General features: G+C 73.7%; 11 protein-coding genes and 1 pseudogene. 8 read left to right on the top strand and 4 right to left on the bottom strand.

The annotated features are described in order from the left end of the window. Position 1: 1 nt before the first annotated feature. A complete protein-coding gene (locus ACIBJF_RS12350; RefSeq protein ID WP_399173639.1) occupies positions 2-832 on the bottom strand; it encodes an SDR family NAD(P)-dependent oxidoreductase in 831 nt (276 codons plus the stop codon). A 93-nt stretch (positions 833-925) separates the two neighbouring features. On the opposite strand from ACIBJF_RS12350, the gene ACIBJF_RS12345 reads away from it, so the two are divergent. Then, positions 926-1,825, top strand: a complete 900-nt coding sequence (locus ACIBJF_RS12345) for a LysR family transcriptional regulator (protein ID WP_399173638.1) — start codon at positions 926-928, stop codon at positions 1,823-1,825. 24 nt (positions 1,826-1,849) lie between these two features. Here ACIBJF_RS12345 and ACIBJF_RS12340 read toward each other — a convergent pair whose 3' ends face one another. After that, a complete protein-coding gene (locus tag ACIBJF_RS12340) occupies positions 1,850-2,719 on the bottom strand; it encodes a RimK family alpha-L-glutamate ligase (RefSeq protein WP_399173637.1) in 870 nt (289 codons plus the stop codon). A 136-nt stretch (positions 2,720-2,855) separates the two neighbouring features. On the opposite strand from ACIBJF_RS12340, the gene ACIBJF_RS12335 reads away from it, so the two are divergent. The 4 genes from ACIBJF_RS12335 to ACIBJF_RS12320 are packed head-to-tail and all read left to right on the top strand — an operon-like array spanning position 2,856 to position 7,352. Further along, complete coding sequence (locus ACIBJF_RS12335; RefSeq protein WP_399173815.1) at positions 2,856-3,872, top strand: MerR family transcriptional regulator; 1,017 nt, start codon at positions 2,856-2,858, stop codon at positions 3,870-3,872. A 21-nt stretch (positions 3,873-3,893) separates the two neighbouring features. Then, positions 3,894-4,499 (top strand): O-methyltransferase, encoded by a 606-nt coding sequence (locus tag ACIBJF_RS12330; protein ID WP_399173636.1) that lies wholly within the window; start codon positions 3,894-3,896, stop codon positions 4,497-4,499. 41 nt (positions 4,500-4,540) lie between these two features. Next, positions 4,541-5,989 (top strand): acyl-CoA synthetase, encoded by a 1,449-nt coding sequence (locus tag ACIBJF_RS12325; RefSeq protein ID WP_399173635.1) that lies wholly within the window; start codon positions 4,541-4,543, stop codon positions 5,987-5,989. Further along, positions 5,982-7,352: a carboxyl transferase domain-containing protein gene (locus tag ACIBJF_RS12320; RefSeq protein ID WP_399173633.1), complete on the top strand. Its 1,371-nt coding sequence runs from the start codon at positions 5,982-5,984 to the stop codon at positions 7,350-7,352. Before ACIBJF_RS12325 ends, ACIBJF_RS12320 begins: the two co-directional genes overlap by 8 nt. On the opposite strand, the gene ACIBJF_RS12315 is transcribed toward ACIBJF_RS12320, so the two are convergent. After that, entirely contained in the window at positions 7,327-10,962 is a 3,636-nt protein-coding gene (locus ACIBJF_RS12315) for a S8 family serine peptidase (protein WP_399173632.1), read from the bottom strand. The genes ACIBJF_RS12320 and ACIBJF_RS12315 overlap by 26 nt on opposite strands. A 733-nt stretch (positions 10,963-11,695) precedes the next feature. On the opposite strand from ACIBJF_RS12315, the gene ACIBJF_RS12310 reads away from it, so the two are divergent. Continuing rightward, the gene (locus ACIBJF_RS12310) at positions 11,696-12,733 is read left to right on the top strand and encodes a rod shape-determining protein (RefSeq protein ID WP_399173631.1); all 1,038 of its coding nucleotides are present in this window, start codon (positions 11,696-11,698) and stop codon (positions 12,731-12,733) included. A 468-nt stretch (positions 12,734-13,201) separates the two neighbouring features. Here ACIBJF_RS12310 and ACIBJF_RS12305 read toward each other — a convergent pair. Beyond that, positions 13,202-14,323, bottom strand: a pseudogene (locus ACIBJF_RS12305) (serine/threonine-protein kinase); the annotation flags it as partial. Between the two features lie 62 nt (positions 14,324-14,385). On the opposite strand from ACIBJF_RS12305, the gene ACIBJF_RS12300 reads away from it, so the two are divergent. Next, positions 14,386-14,673 (top strand): transposase, encoded by a 288-nt coding sequence (locus ACIBJF_RS12300; RefSeq protein WP_365335795.1) that lies wholly within the window; start codon positions 14,386-14,388, stop codon positions 14,671-14,673. Further along, positions 14,661-15,581 carry an IS3 family transposase gene (locus tag ACIBJF_RS12295; RefSeq protein WP_399173629.1) on the top strand — a complete coding sequence of 307 codons (921 nt, stop codon included), beginning with the start codon at positions 14,661-14,663 and terminating at the stop codon, positions 15,579-15,581. The genes ACIBJF_RS12300 and ACIBJF_RS12295 overlap by 13 nt, the downstream gene beginning before the upstream one ends. Positions 15,582-15,703 lie beyond the last annotated feature (122 nt).

The raw sequence follows: 15,703 nt of genomic DNA, 5'->3' as shown, positions 1-15,703 counted from the left end.
CTCAGGCGTCGAAAGCGGTGGCCCGGGTGCGCTTCTCCCAGGCGGTGACCTCCTCGCGGACCTGGTCGAGGTGGCCGAGGACGGCGCTCACCCCGTCGTCGCCGAGCGGCAGCCGCAGCGGGGTGTCCTCCGCGTCCAGCGCGGCCAGGATCAGGGCCGCCGCCTTGGCCGGGTCGCCGGGCTGGCCGCCGTGGCCGCCGGCGACGAAGCCGCGGGTCTCGCCGACCTTGGCGTACGCCCCGCTGTCGAAGCTGGCCCCGGCCCGGTCGGCCTCGAACAGTGAGGTCCGGAACGCGCCCGGCTCGACGATCAGCACCTTGACGCCGTACTCCCGCACCTCGTCGGCGAGCGCCTCGGACAGGCCCTCCAGGGCGAACTTCGTCGCGCTGTACGCCCCGAAGCCCGCGAAGGACATCTGACCGCCCATGCTGCTCATCTGCACGATCGCGCCCGAGCGCCGCTCCTGCAGGTGCGGCAGCACCGCCCGGACGAGCGCCGCCGGGCCGAAGAAGTGCAGGTCGAACAGGTCGCGCAGCTCATCGTCGGTGGTCTCCTCGACCGCGCCGACGTGGGTGCGGCCCGCGTTGTTGACCAGCACGTCGATCCGCCCGTGCCGGGCCACGACGTCCCGGACCGCCTCCTCGACGGCGGTCACGTCGGTGACGTCCAGCCGCAGCGCCTCCACCTGGTCGGGATGGGCGGTCACCAGGTCGCCCAGGGCCTCGGGGCGCCGCGCCGCGCCGATCACCACGTCACCGGCGGCGACCGCCGCCTCGGTGATCGCCCGCCCGAAACCGCTGCTCGCCCCGGTCACCAGCCATACCTTGTTCATCACAACTCTCCGTGGGTCCGTCGGGTTCGACACGAACAACCCTGCGGCCGCACGCCGTTGCCCGTCCAAGACCCTCGGTGATAACCAACGGCTATGACCATGGACGTCCACGCCCGCGATCTGCGCTACTTCGTCGCGGTCGCCGAGGAACTGCACTTCACGCGCGCCGCCGAGCGGCTGTACGTCTCCCAGCCCGCGCTGAGCAAGCAGATCCGGGCGCTGGAGCGGCAGCTGGGGGCGGACTTGTTCCGGCGTGACCGGCACGGGGTGGCGCTGACGAGCGCGGGCGAGGCGCTGCTGCCGCACGCGCGCGCGGTGCTGGCCGCGTGGGAGGCGGGCGCGGCGGCCGTGGAGACGGCCAAGGCGGCCCAGCGCAGCACGCTGACCGTGGGCATGAGCACCAGTCCGGGCCGGGGCGGGCTGCTGCCGGCCATCCGCTCCCGCTTCACCGCCGCGCACCCGGAGACGATGGTCCGGCTGCGCCAGATGAGCTGGGACGATCCGACGGCGGGCCTGGCCGACGGCACGGTGGACGTCGCCTTCGTCTGGCTGCCGCTGCCCGACGAGGAGCGCTACGCCTGGACGGTGGTCGCCGAGGAACCCCGGCTGCTCGCCCTGCCCGAGTCCCACCCGCTCGCCGCCCGTCCCGAGATCGACTTCGCCGACCTGCTGGACGAGCCGTTCCTGGCCCTGCCCGAGAGCGCGGGCCGGCTGCGGGACCACTGGCTCGCCCTGGACGCCCGCGCCGGCCGACCGCCCCGGATCGGCGCGGAGGTCTCCGGCGCGGAGGAGACGTACGAGGCCCTGGTCGCGGGCCTGGGCCTCTGCCTGCTCGCCGAGGGCAACGCCCCCCTGCTCACCCGCGGCGGCGTCACCACCCGCCCGGTCCGGGGCATCGGCCCGAGCCGCTATGTGCTGGCGTGGCGGAGGCAGGACGGGAACCGACCGCTGGTACGGGCGTACGCGGAGGCATGCAGGAAGACGGTGCGCTAGGCGCCCTGAAGCCCCAGGAGGCGCTTATTCGGCCGTCTCCACAATCGCCTCCACGACCCGCTCCAGCGACCCCGGATGCAGCCACAGGAACAGGTTCGGCTCCACCAGCTCCAGCTCCATCAGCCGAGGCTCACCGTCCTGACCGTCCACCAGGTCCACCCGCGCATACAGCAACTCGGAACCACCGGGCACCGAACCCAACGCCTTCTCGGCGACCGCCACTTCCGCATCCGTCGGCCGCCACCGCTCCAGACCCGGGTGAGCCACCTTCTCCGCGTCGTACGGCGTTCCGGGCGCGAGGACCGCGCCCTTGCGGCTGGCGTGCAGCAGCCGGCCGCCGAAGAACTGCAGCGCCCGCTCCCCGCTGACGTCGATGCCGCGCACATACGGCTGGACCATCGCGGTGAAGCCCTCGGCGTGCATCCGGGCGAGCTGCCCTGCCGCCGTCTCGTGCCGGTCGGGCGTGTAGCGGGCGGCGAACCGGGCGCCGGCGCCCGAGGTCGGCTTGATCACGTACTCGTGGTCGTCGGGCAGGTCGGCCGGCTCGCCCGGTGCTATGTAGCGCGTGGGGACGGTGGGCACGCCGGCCGCCGCCAGCTCGCCGAGGTAGCGCTTGTCGGTGTTCCAGCGCACCACGGGCGCCGGATTGGCGAGCCGGGTCAGCGCGCCGACCCGGTCCACCCAGGCCCCGAACTCCGCGGCCCGCCAGCTGTAGTCCCAGGTGGACCGGATGACGACGAGGTCGTAGCCGCCCCAGTCGGCGTCCGGGTCGTCCCAGTACCGCGCCTCCGCCTCGGCCCCCGCGTCCCTGAGCGCCCGCACCAGCTCCGGCAGGTCGGTGTCCTTGCCGGGTGCGGCGCCGGGGTCGTAGGTGGCGAGGGCGATGCTGGGCACGGCGGACTCCCTGTCGTACGGCGGTTCGGTCGGCAGAGACGCTAACAACCGCCGGGGAACCGGAACACGGCGGTTGACCTTCACCTTCGGTGAAGCCCCAGCATCGGTGGCGGACGACGAGGAGCGCGAGGTGGTCATGGAGCTGCTGACGATAGGCGCCTTCGCGAAGGCGAGCCGGCTCTCGCCGAAGGCGTTGCGGTTGTACGACGAGCTGGAGTTGCTGCGGCCCGCCCGGGTCGACCCGGACACCGGCTACCGGTACTACGCCGTCGAGCAGCTCCGGCAGGCCCGGCTCGTGGCCTGGCTACGGCGGCTGGGCATGCCGCTGGCCGAGATCCGCGCGGTGTGCGCCCTGGAGCCGGGTGATGCCGCGCGGGCGATCCGGGCGTACTGGGCGCGGGTCGAGGCGGAGACGGCCGTGCGGCGGGACCTCGCCGCGTTCCTCGTGGACCAGTTGACCGACGAGTCGAGAAGGGACCACACCACCATGCTGGAACTTCGCTATTCCACCCACTCCGATCGCGGGCTCGTCCGCCCGGCCAACCAGGACGCCGTGTACGCGGGCCGCAGGCTGCTCGTCGTGGCCGACGGCTTCGGCCCGGCGGGGGCGCCCGCGAGCAGTGCCGCGGTGGAGGCCCTGCGGTTCCTGGACGAGGCCGACGAACTGCCCGCGGACGGTGTGCTGGGCGTGCTGGAGGACGCGGTGCGCTGCGCGGGTGAGGCCGTGTGCGACGTGGCCGAGGGCACCCGGGAGGTCGGCACCACGCTGACGGCACTGCTGTGGACGGGGGCGCGGCTCGCGCTGGCCCACATCGGGGACTCGCGGGCGTATCTGCTGCGGGACGGGGAGTTGATCCGGATGACCCGGGACCACCGGGTCGAGGCGCGGTCGCTGCTGCTGCTCAAGGCGCTGGCGGGCGGGATGGATCCGGTGCCGGACGTGCGGTTGCAGGAGGTCCGGGAGGGCGACCGGTATCTGCTGTGCTCCGACGGGCTCACCGAGGTGGTGCCGGATGCCCGGATACGGGAGGCGCTGCGCGCGTGGGCCGTACCGGGCGAGGCCGTGCAGGCGCTCATCACGGCGGCGAACGAGGCGGGTGGCCCCGACAACGTCAGCTGCGTGGTGGCCGACGTCGTGGAGGCGGCCGCCTGAGACAGGGCAGGATGCGGTGCCATGGCACTGACCGGTACCGACGCGTACACGGGAGTCGGCGGGCTCCCGGCCCTCGTCTCGGACGCCCTCGCCGCCGCCCGCGCCCACCGCTTCCCGCACTCCTGCCGCCCCGAACAGGGCCGTCTGCTGCAGGTCCTGGCGGGCGGCGCCCGGGTCCGGATCGGGGAGACCGGGACCGGGCTCGGGGTGGGGCTGGCCTGGCTGGCCTCGGGCGCGGCGCCAGGGGTGCGGCTGTACAGCGTGGAGCGGGATCCGGACCGGGCGCGGGCCGCCGCGCGGGTGTTCGCGGGACGGGCCGAGGTCACCGTGTGCGCCGGCGACTGGCGGCGGATCGAGGAGTACGGGCCCTTCGACCTGCTCGTTCTCGACGGGGGCGGGCAGGGCAAGGCACCCGGGGACGAGCCCGCGGACGTCGAGGCGCTGCTCGTGCCCGGCGGCACGGTCGTCGTGGACGACTTCACCCCGGCGACCGGCTGGCCGCCGCTGCACGACGGCGAGGTGGACCGGGCCCGGCTGCACTGGCTGGAGCATCCCGCGCTGCGCGCGACCGAGCTGCGGCTCGCGGCCGGTCTGAGCACGGTCGTCGGGAGCAGACTCCTGGTGTAGGAAGGGTGGCGACGGTCGACCGACAGTTAGGAGTGCGCCGCGTGTCCTCCCTCTTCCCTGCTCTGACGGACGGGCCGGGCGAACCGATCGCCCTGCGGTTCGGCGAACGGTCGCTGACGTACGGCGAGCTGGCCGGGGCCGCCGGTGCGCTCGCCGGCCGGCTGGGCGGTGCCGGCCGGGTGGCCGTGTGGGCCACGCCGGAGCTGGAGACCGCCGTCGCCGTGACGGGCGTGCTGCTCGCCGGGGCGGCCGCGGTGCCGCTGAACCCGAAGTCGGGCGGGAAGGAACTCGCGCACATCGTCTCCGACAGCGCGCCGAAGCTGGTGCTGGCCGCGCCGGGCGACCGACTCCCGGACGTGCTGGGCGGGTTGGAGCGGATCGACGTCGACGCGTCCGCCGCGCCCGGTGCCGTACCGGAGGAGTCGGCCACCGACGAGGACCCGGCGCTGATCGTCTACACCTCCGGCACCACCGGCCCGCCCAAGGGTGCCGTCCTGCCCCGCCGGGCCCTCGCCACCACCCTGGACGCGCTCGCCGACGCCTGGCAGTGGACGGCGGACGACGTGCTGGTGCAGGGGCTGCCGCTGTTCCATGTGCACGGGCTCGTCCTGGGCGTCCTCGGTCCGCTGCGGCGCGGCGGCGGCGTCCGGCACCTGGGGCGGTTCTCCACCGAGGGCGTGGCGCGGGAGCTGAACGCCGGCGCGACCATGCTGTTCGGGGTGCCGACGATGTACCACCGCATCGCCGAGGCCCTGCCCGAGGACCCCGAGCTGGCCGAGGCGCTCACCCGGGCCCGGCTGCTGGTCTCCGGTTCGGCCGCGCTGCCCGTGCACGACCACGAGCGGATCGCGGCGGCGACCGGGCGGCGGGTGATCGAGCGGTACGGCATGACGGAGACGCTGATGAACACCAGCGTGCGGGCCGACGGCGAGCCGCGCGCGGGCACCGTGGGCGTGCCGCTGCCCGGTGTCGAGCTGCGGCTCGTGGAGGAGGACGGGACGCCGATCACCGCGTACGACGGGGAGAGCGTCGGCGAGATCCAGGTGCGCGGGCCGAACCTGTTCACCGAGTATCTGAACCGGCCCGACGCCACGGCGGCCGCGTTCACCGCCGACGGGTTCTTCCGCACCGGTGACATGGCGGTACGCGAACCCGACGGCTATGTGCGGATCGTCGGGCGCAAGGCCACGGATCTGATCAAGAGCGGCGGGTACAAGATCGGGGCCGGTGAGATCGAGAACGCGTTGCTGGAGCACCCGGGAGTGCGGGAGGCGGCCGTCACCGGGGAGCCGGACCCGGACCTGGGCGAGCGGATCGTCGCCTGGATCGTGCCGGCCGACCCGCGGACGCCGCCCGCCGCCGAGGAGTTGGCGGACCACGTGGCCCGCCGCCTCGCACCGCACAAGCGGCCCCGCGTGGTCCGCTACCTGGACGCGCTCCCCCGCAACGACATGGGGAAGATCATGAAGCGGGCGCTGGCCGATGGCTGAGCGCCGCTCCGCCCGCGAGGTCCTGACCCTGGTCGCGGACCCGGGAAGCTTCGGCGAACTCCCTTACCCGGCAGGGCGACCGAAACCGGACGGACCCCTCGGCTGGCGCGGATACGACGCCTCGCGCGCCCGTGCCGCCGAACGCACCGGCGAGGAGGAGTCGGTCGTCTGCGGCACCGCGCGCGTCGCGGGCACCCCGGCCGTGCTGATCGCCTTCGAGTTCGGCTTCCTGGGCGGCTCGCTGGGCGAGCGCACCGGAGACCGGCTGGAGGCGGCGTACACCCACGCCCGCGCCCACCGGCTGCCGGTCGTGCCGTTGATCGCGACCGGGGGCAGCCGGATGCAGGAGGGCATGGTCGCACTGAGCCAGCTCCAGCGGGTGGCCCGGCAGTCGGCGCTCACCCGGGAGGCCGGCCTGCCGCAGATCGCGGTGGTGCGGGACCCGACGACCGGCGGCGGCTGGGCCACGCTCGGCGCGGGCGCGGACGTCGTCCTGGCCCTGCCGGGCGCCCAGGTGGGCTTCGCGGGTTCCCGGGTCCGGCCCGCGGACGCCGACCCGGCCGCCTACACCGCCGAGGGGCAGGTGGCAGTGGGCTCGGCGGACGCGGTGGTACGGCCCGGGGAACTGCGGGAGACCCTCGGGCAGTGGCTCCGGCTGCTCACCACCCCGGCGCAGGAAGCCCCCGCGCCACCGGCCCTCGGCACCCCTGACCTGCCCGACACCGGCTGGGAGGCCGTCCGCCGGGCGCGCTCCCCCGAACGCCCACGCGCAGCCGCCTACCTGGACGCCTACTTCACCCACCGCCGCGACATCAGCGGCGACCGGTGCGGGGGTACGGACACCGACGGCATGCTGTGCGGGTTCGGTGAGCGAAACGGCCGTACCGTCGCGTTCGCCGCGCAGACCGGAGCCGCGACCCGGCCCGCCGGGTACCGCACCGCCGCCCGGCTGATCCGGCTCGCGGACCGGCTCGACATCCCGGTGCTGACGCTGGTGGACACTCCGGGCGCGGCCAATGACGCCGAGGCGGAGCGGCAGGGCGCCGGCGCGGCGATCGCGGAGGTCTTCGGGGCGGTGGCCTCCGCCCGGGTCCCGATCACCACCCTCGTCATCGGCGAGGGCGGCTCCGGCGGGGCCCTGGCACTGTCCGCTCCGGGCAACACCTGGGCCACGCCGGACAGTTACTTCTCGGTGATCGCCCCGGAGCTCGCGGCCGCCATACTCAAACGGCGGGAGGAGGACGTGGAGACGACCGCCGAGCAGTTGCGGATCCGGCCGCAGGACCTGGTGGAGCTGGGGGTGATCGAAGGGATCGTGCACCACCCCCGGCCGAAGGTCACTTCACCCCCACCGCCCGGATGATCTCCTGCGTCACGGACCCGCCCTTGTCGTCGTGGGCCGAGGCCCGCAGCGAAACGGAGGCCGCGCCGCGCGGCACGGTCAGCGTGCCGTGCCAGGAGGCTCCTCCGCCCGTCAGGGGGACCGTCCGCCAGGTACTTCCGTCGTCGTACGACACCTCCAGCCGGCCCCCGCTCAACCTGCCGGTCCCCGCGGCCTGCGCCACGTACTCCGCGCCGAGCCCGACCGGAACCCGCTGCCCGCCCCGCACGGTCCCGGCGAGGTCGGTCCCGATGTCGTACGCGAGATTGATCAGCGGCAGAAAGGTCCAGTGGTCCTCCGCAGTGGCAGCCGAGCGGAACGTCCACTCGCAGTGCCCCCGCGAACCCAGTGGCCAGCGCCCTGCGTCGAGCGCGGTGTCCGTGACGACCTTGTAGGTGTGCTCGTCGGCGGGCGCGTCCCAGACGTACGCGGCGGCGCCGTTTCCCTGGTCGACGAGCGTGCCGTCCAGGTAGACGGCGGTGGTCTGGCTCATGCCGCTGTCCGCGCTCCACACGTCGCCGAACCCGGTGTGGTCGGGTCCGGAGTCGCCCCAGCCGGGGGTGTTCAACTGGATCTCGTTCCCGGCGCGTTGCTGCCCCCAGCCGAGCCCGGTGCCGAGCCACGGGTGCCACACCGGCCGGAACCAGTTCAGCACCTGATGCGAACCACCCTCGTACCGCACCAGTCCGCTGCGCTCCTCCAGGGTGCCGTCGCCGATCGCCACGGACTCGTGCCACAGCTGGCCGGGGCCGGTGGAGACGTAGTCGGTGCGCTCGGCGGGCAGGTGGATCCGCTCCTGGAAGCCCAGGCCGATCGGGAAGGCGTCGGTGAGCGAGTAGCGGAACTCGCCCCCGCTCACCGGCCGGGCCGAGTGGAACCTGACGTGGAGGGCGGACAGTTCGCGGTCCGTCGGCCGGTAGGTGAGGTCCCGGTCCGGGATCGCACCCCGGTGCCCCTCGGACAGGTCGTACACGTACGGCGAGTCGGCGGTGCCGGTCATGTCGACCGCGCGCACGGCACGCAGCCGGGCCGCGTCCGCCGTGTTCACCGTGGCGATCTGCAGCGGCCGGTCGGCGTTGTCGTCGGTGCCCCACCAGACCATCAGCCGGCCGGGGGCGTCGTCCGTCACGAACAGCGCCCTGGCGCCGGCGTCCTGCGCGGCCTGGGCGAGCGCGGCCGGGTCGGCGCCGTCGGCGAGGTGTGCGAGGACCGCCTTGCCGGAGACACCGGTGAGGGGTCCGTCGCCGACGTCCACCAGGGGCAGCCTGGTCCGGCCCTCGGTCAGCGTGCCGCCGGCCTGGACGGTCGCCTCGCCGACGCCCTTGACCTCCAGCTGCGGCTTGGCCAGCCGCCACACGGTCCGGTACTCGAAGCCGCCCTGGGTGACCTCGGCCGTGGGGGCGGCGAAGACGCTGTCGTAGGTGAGGGGCACCTGGACCGCGCCGAAGAGGTCGGCGCCGTTCGCCCGCCGGTCGTACTCCATGAGGAGCTGGTGGGTCTCGGTGCGCCGGTCGACGTGGGCCTTGAGCTCGCGCAACGTCCGGCCGTCGAGGGTGACGTCCTGGTCGTGGTCGAGGGTGATCTCGGGTGCCGCGAGGAAGCCGAGGCCGCGGGAGTCGGCGCCGTGGCTGCCGTGCACGTCGAGGAAGGTGGCGAGGGAGTAGGTGCCGGGCTTCAGGCGCAGCCGGAGCGTGCCGGAGTCGCCGACGTGGGCAGGCTGGGCGTCCTCGCCCGCCGCGAGCCGCTGCACGGTGAGGTCGGCGGCGGCGGGCGCGCCGGAGCGGTCCTTGACGTGGACGGTGAGCGTGTACCGCTCCTCCTCCTTGACCAGCCCGAACGCGGTGTGGGCGACGACGTCGCCGGAGGGGCTCGTGGCCACGATCTGCCCGCTGGTCTCGCCGACCGGCGCCTTGGAGCCGTCACCGGTGACCGTGGTGGCGGCGGTGCCGTGGGCCGGGACGGTGAGGGAGGTGTCGGCGAGGGTGGCGACCCCGTCGGGGGCGCCGGTCACGGACAGCCTCAACTCGACTGCTTGATCGGATGAGTTGGTGTAGGTGACGGTACGGGTGACCGGCTTGTTCCCGTCGTACGGCCAGCTGCAGAAGCCGAGGTCCGCGCTGCCGGTGGCGGTGACCCGGGCCTTGACGGCGTCCGGCACGCTCACCCGGCCGGCGCCCAACAGGTAGGCCCACGCGTCCAGTTGCTTCGAGCTGGACATCAGCGCGTCCTTCAGCTGCGTGCCGGTCCAGTCGGGGTGCTCCTGGGCGAGCAGGGCGGCGACCCCGGCGACGTGCGGGGTCGCCATGGACGTACCGCTCAGCGAGGTGTAGTAGCCGCTGCCGTCGGTGAGTTGGGAGCGGGCGGCGAGGATGTCGACGCCGGGCGCCGACAGATCGGGCTTGAGGGCGTTGTCGCCGTAGCGGGGTCCGGCACTGGTGAAGTAGGCCGCCTGGTCGGCGGAGTCGACCGCGCCGACGGTGAGGGCGGCGTCGGCGGCGCCGGGCGAGCCGATGGAGGACGGGGCGCCGGTGTTGCCCGCGGCGACGACGAAGAGCGCGCCGGTCTCCTCGGAGAGGGTGTTCACCGCCTGAGCCATGGGGTCGGTGCCGTCGCTGGCCTCCGTCGATCCCAGGCTCATGGAGACGATCCGGGCGTGCACGTCCCGTGCCGCCCACTCCATCCCGGCGATGATCTGCGACTCGCTGCCCGAGCCCTGGTCGCTGAGCACCTTGCCGACGGCGAGGGTGGCATCGGGCGCGACCCCCTTCTCCGTGCCGTCGGAGGCGGCACCGCTGCCACCGACGGTGGAGGTGACATGCGTGCCGTGCCCGTTGCGGTCGGCGACCTCCTGGCCGTCGATGAAGCTCTTGGTGGCGCTGACCCGGTCCTTGAGGTCCGGGTGGGTCAGGTCGACGCCGGTGTCGAGGACGGCGACCGTGACGCCCTTGCCGGTGAGCCCCGCGTCCCAGGCCGCCTGGGTGCCTATCTGGGCGTTGCTCTCGGCCATGTCGGCCTTCACCCTGCCGTCCAGCCACACCTTGTCGACGCCGTCGCGGTGGGTGAACGACCGCCAGAAGGCGCGCCCCTTGCCGGCCTCGACGGCGGCCCCGCGCAGACTGGGCAGGTTCCGCTTCCGCTCGGTCCCGGCCGGGGTGGCGGCCCGCACGCCCTTGCCGTAGGTCACGATGAGCGGCGTCGCGGCGGCCTTGGCGTCGGTCAGCCCCTGCCGGATCAGCCCGCTCACGTCGAACAGCCGCCGGTCCAGCGTCCCGGCCCGCAGATACGGCAGCGCCTCGTCGGGTACGACGCTGATCTCCCCGTCGCTCCGCTGCGTCCGCACGGCTCCGTTGGCCCCCTTGGGCCGCTGCACGGTGACCGTCTTCTTCCCGTGCCCGAGGTCGGTGACGGTCACCTTGTCGCCGGTGACGAGGGTGACGGTGACGGGAGCCACGGAGCGGGGAACGGGGGTGCCCGGGGCCGCCGTGGCGAGGGGTGTCCTCGGGGCGGCGGCGGCCGGGCCGTACGGCAGCAGGGCGCCCAACAGCCCCACCGCCACCAGGGCCGCCGAGCGTCTGACTGGTCCTGTGGTCATCCACGCCTCTTCTCGTGTGGTTCGAGCGGGTCGCGTGCTGGGACGAGTGTCATGTGCCCTGTGGTGCATGGGTGTTGACCGGTGCCGGCGGGAAGGTGCCGTGACGGCTTCCCGCCAACACCGCCGACCGGCACGGCGGGAGGCGTGGAAGGGATCAGCCTCCTTCCGTAGCAGTGGAGTTGGCAGATGAGAGTGAGCCCGGGGCCTCGCCTTGAGCAGGCCGGTGGAGTCCGCCACGGAGGACGGTGCCGCGGTCGTGGCGCAGACCGCGGATCCGGTGGGCGGCACCCGCCCCGTCGCCCGCGGTGACGGACCGGCCGCCCAGGCCACGCGCACCGTCGAGGGCGCATCGGACGGCGTACGCGCGGCGACCCACCCCACCCCGCATGTCTTGCGCGACGGCGCCCTGCGCCCGGACCCCCGTCGAACCGGGGCTCCCCGCGAAGCCGGCCGCGGGGGCGCGCGCTGCAGTCGCCGGCCGGCGGGCGGCGCCACCGATCCCGGTGACGCGGCCGTCCCCGAATGCACACTCCGCAGCGAGCCGCGCATCACGCGGACCCCCGCCCGACCAGGCGACACACGGGGTTACCGTCGGGAACCCCCCGTTCGGCCGCACCCCGCCCGGCCCCCTCCAGAAGGCGTACGCCACCGGCCCGCGCGCAGGATGCAGGGAGAGGAAGACACCCGCCGACCGGGCGGGCGCCCAAGGCCCGCGCACTCGGGAGGATCCGCCGTGACCGTCAGCCTGGAGCAGTTGCGCCGCTGCCACTTCGCCGTCGACCTGGGCGCCGCCCGCACCCGCGTGTACGTGAAGGGCGCCGGACTCGTCGTCGACCAGCCCTCGGTCGCCGCCGTGAACACCCGTACCGGGGCGCTCATAGCCGTGGGCGATTTCGCGGAGAAGATGACGGGACGGACGCCGGGTTACATCCGGGTCGTCCGGCCCATCTCCGGCGGCACGGTGGTCGACATCGAGATGGCCCAGCGCATGCTGCGGCAACTGCTCGGCGACAAGACGCGCCGGCAACTGCGCCGCAACCTCCGGCTGCGGGCGGCGGCCTGCACCCCGCACGACGCCGATCCGCTGGCCCAGCGGGCGACCATCGAGACGCTGGTCGGGCTGGGCGCCAGAAGGGTCGAGCTGGTGGACACGCTGATCGCCGCCGCGGTGGGGTGCGGGCTGCCGGTGGAGCGCCCCGAAGCCTCGATGATCATGGTGTGCGGGGCCGCCGCCACCCAGGTGGCCGTCCTCTCGCTCGGGTCCATCGTCACGGCCGAGCGGATCCCGGTGGGCGGTGAGGCCGTGGACCACGCCATCGTGCAGCTCCTGCGGCACGAGCACGAGCTGATGCTGCCCAGCCAGTCGGTACGGCCGCTGCAACTGGCCCTGTCCTGCAACGGGCTGACCGCGCAGGGCCCGGAGACCACGGAGATCCACGGCCGGGACGTGGCCACCGGGCTCGCCCGCAGCGTGCACGTCGACACCGCCACCGTGCGGGACGCGATCCAGACCCCGCTGACCGCCGTCCTCGACGGCATCGGCAAGGTGCTGCGCGAGTGCCCGCCCGACCTGGTCGCCGACCTCGCCGACAGCGGGATCACGATGGTCGGCGGCTCGGCGCTGCTGCCCGGCTTCGACCAGATGCTGCGCGAGGCCACCGGGATGCCGGTGCACATCGCCGACCGCCCCGACATCTGCGCGGCCCAGGGCCTCGGCGCGATGCTGGAGGGCCGGATCGAACCCCTGGTCCTGAACCCGCTGGCCGCCTAGCGCTCCGCGGGGGAGGGCCGCGATCGGTCGTCCTTTCCGCGTGCCGCGCTCACGATCGGCGGCAGCGGCGGACATGCCGGTCGGCAGCACCGGCCGGAGAAGGAGGCATCACACACCGGGAAGGCCATCGGCAGAGCGGCGAGACCGGCGTGGAACGGCGTCGCGCGGTAGGTGCGCCGGAGCCGCACGGCGAGCTGGCGCTTCCCCACCTGACGGAGGGTGAGCTGCGTCAGTACGGCAGGATGCGTCCCGACGGCGTCCTGCGGTCGATCTCCCGGTCGCGCGGGGCGGCGGGGCGCCGGATGACGCGTACCCGGATGCGACGGTCCATGACGCCCTCCCTCTGCCGAAGCGGCCCGGCTGTCGACGCCGGTAGGAGGTGCGTGCCCAGGACAGGGGCCGTTCAAGCATGTACGGGTCAAGCACCTGTTTCGGATACCGCTGTCGGCGAACAGGCCGGCCGGGACGCTACCGGGAGGCGTAGCGGCCGAGGACGTGGTCGAGCCGGGCCAGCCACTCGCCGAGCCGGGCCGACCGCCGGGCGTTCAGCTCGCAGTCGTACACACCGCCGTCCCACAGCCGTACGACCACCGTGAGATGGTGGCCGCGCCGGGCGCGCCCGACGTGCGCGATCTCCGCCCACTCGAAGTCCGCGGCGGCGCCCGCCACTTCGAGGACGACCCCGGTGGCGTTGACGACGACACGGGACTCCCCGTCGGCGAGTTCGACCTCCGGCACGACGTACGGGACCGGCGGGCCGAATCCCGGGACGGCCTGCTGCGGGGGCGTGGCCGGGTAGGGCGGGAGCGGGGCCGCGACGGGCGCGGGCCGCGGCGGCGCCGGCTGCGCGGGTGCGGTCAGGGTCGGGCTGTACGGCGCCGGGGCCGGGGCCGCCTGCGGCGTCTGCTCGGTCAGCAGGTCCAGCAGTTCGGTGGCGGTCGGCCGGGCCGCCGGGTCCTTCGCCAGGCAGCGCGCGACCAGGCCGGCGAGCAGGGCGGGTACGGCGGCCAGGTTCGGCGGTTCGTGCACGGACCGGTACATCAGCCCCATCGGCGTGCCCTTGCCCCAGGCGCTGCCGCCCGCCGCCGCGACCAGCACCGCGCCGAGGGCGAACATGTCGGCGGCGCCGGTCACATCGTGGCCCAGGGCCTGTTCGGGCGCGAGGAAGCCGGGCGTGCCGAAGGCAGTGCCGGTGGCGGTGAGCCGGGTGGACTCGACGGCCCGGGCGATGCCGAAGTCGAGGACGCGCGGGCCGTCGGCGGCCATGACGATGTTGCCGGGCTTGAGGTCGCGGTGCACCAGACCGCAGGAGTGGATGGACTCCAGTGCCTCGGCGAGCGCGGCGGCCAGCGCCCGTAGCCGCGGCTCGTCCCTCGCGCCCTCGGCGGCCAACTGGGCCGCGAGGGTCGGTCCGGGGATGTAGGCCGTGGCCAGCCACAGGGGGTCACCGTCGAGGTCCGCGTCCACGACCGGCGCCGTGTGGAAGCCGCCGACCGCGCGGGCCGCCTCGACCTCGCTGCGGAGCCGCTCGCGGAAGACCGGGTCGGCGGCCAGCTCGGCTTTGGCGACCTTCACCGCCACGGCCCGCCCGCCGCGCGTCTGTCCCTCCCCTCGTAGCGTAGAGACCGTGACTGCAGGGGAAGTTGGGAGTCATGGCAGAGAAGCGACGGAAGTTCGATGCGGAGTTCCGCGAGGGGGCCGTACGGATCGTCACCGAGACCGGCAAGACCGTCGCCGAGGTCGCGAAGGATCTGGGGATCAACGAGACCACGCTGGCCAGTTGGGTATCTCGGGCCCGTCGCGCGGGCACCGCGCCGGGCGGCGGGAATGATGAGCTGGAGCGGCTGCGGCGGGAGAACGCCCAGCTCAAACGGGACAACAAGGAACTCGCGATGGAGCGTGATGTCCTCAAACGCTGCATGGTCCTGTGGGTGAAGTAGCCGTGGTGGACCCGGCGTCCGTCGTCGGGGCGATCGGCGACCAAAGGACCATGCATGGCATCCCGCACCGCGTCTCCTGCCGCGCCCTGGGCGTGAGCGAGTCGTGGTTCTACAAGCACCGCAGCCGCCGGCCCACCGGCCGTGAAGTCCGCCGGCAGCAGCTGGCCGAGGCGGTGAAAGAGGTGTTTACCCAGTCCGGCGGCACATACGGCTCGCCGAAGATCTGGATCACGCTGATACGGCAGGGCTGGCGGGTGTCGGTCAACACCATCGCCAAACTCATGGCCGAACTCGGCCTGATCGCCCGGAGGGTCCGCAGACGCAGGGGGCTGACCCGGCCGGGCAAACGGCCCGCCGCACCGGACCACGTGAAGCGGGACTTCACCGCAGAGGGGCCCGATCTCATCTGGTGCGGGGACATGACGGAGATCGAGACCGGCGAGGGCAAGTTGTATCTGGCCACGGTCATCGACCTGTTCTCCCGCCGCCTGCTCGGCTATGCAATGGGAGAGCGTCACGACGCCGGCCTGGTCGTCGCCGCCCTCAACATGGCCGCGGCCACCCGCGGCGGCGACGTGCGCGGCGTCATTTTTCATAGTGATCGCGGAAGCGAGTACGGCTCCCGCAGGTTCCGGCGGGCCTGCCGCAGGCTGGGCGTCTTCCCGTCCATGGGCCGCGTCGGATCATGCTTCGACAATGCCGTGAGCGAGGCGTTCAACAGCGTGCTCAAGGTCGAATACGTCCACCGGCACACCTTCGCCACCCGCGCCGAGGCCCGCATCAGGATCGCCACCTGGATCACCGACTTCTACAACGCGCGGCGGCTACACAGCGTGTGCGGCTTCAAGAGCCCGATCGACTACGAACACGACCACCGAGCCGGCCTCACCGAAGAGCTGGCTGCATAGAAGGTCTCCACGTTCGGAGGGGATTGACAGAAACGACCCCAGCGTGGACGGGGCCCGCACACCGGCAAACAGGCGGCTCATCGCGCCGTGCCGTAGCCGGTGCATGTCATCGATGCTGTCGG

It is taken from the genome of Streptomyces sp. NPDC050743, from assembly GCF_044456925.1.
Taxonomy (GTDB): Bacteria; Actinomycetota; Actinomycetes; order Streptomycetales; family Streptomycetaceae; genus Streptomyces.
The sequence above is the reverse complement of the archived record's forward strand: the minus strand, read 5'-3'. Positions and strand labels throughout refer to the sequence as shown.

What these genes read in the sequence shown, in the direction of transcription:
- ACIBJF_RS12300 (WP_365335795.1), top strand. Translation starts at nt 14,386, where the DNA reads ATGGCAGAGAAGCGACGGAAGTTCGATGCGGAGTTCCGCGAGGGGGCC.
- ACIBJF_RS12330 (WP_399173636.1), top strand. Translation starts at nt 3,894, where the DNA reads ATGGCACTGACCGGTACCGACGCGTACACGGGAGTCGGCGGGCTCCCG.
- ACIBJF_RS12350 (WP_399173639.1), bottom strand. Translation starts at nt 832, where the DNA reads ATGAACAAGGTATGGCTGGTGACCGGGGCGAGCAGCGGTTTCGGGCGG.
- ACIBJF_RS12335 (WP_399173815.1), top strand. Translation starts at nt 2,856, where the DNA reads ATGGAGCTGCTGACGATAGGCGCCTTCGCGAAGGCGAGCCGGCTCTCG.
- ACIBJF_RS12320 (WP_399173633.1), top strand. Translation starts at nt 5,982, where the DNA reads ATGGCTGAGCGCCGCTCCGCCCGCGAGGTCCTGACCCTGGTCGCGGAC.
- ACIBJF_RS12315 (WP_399173632.1), bottom strand. Translation starts at nt 10,962, where the DNA reads ATGACCACAGGACCAGTCAGACGCTCGGCGGCCCTGGTGGCGGTGGGG.
- ACIBJF_RS12345 (WP_399173638.1), top strand. Translation starts at nt 926, where the DNA reads ATGACCATGGACGTCCACGCCCGCGATCTGCGCTACTTCGTCGCGGTC.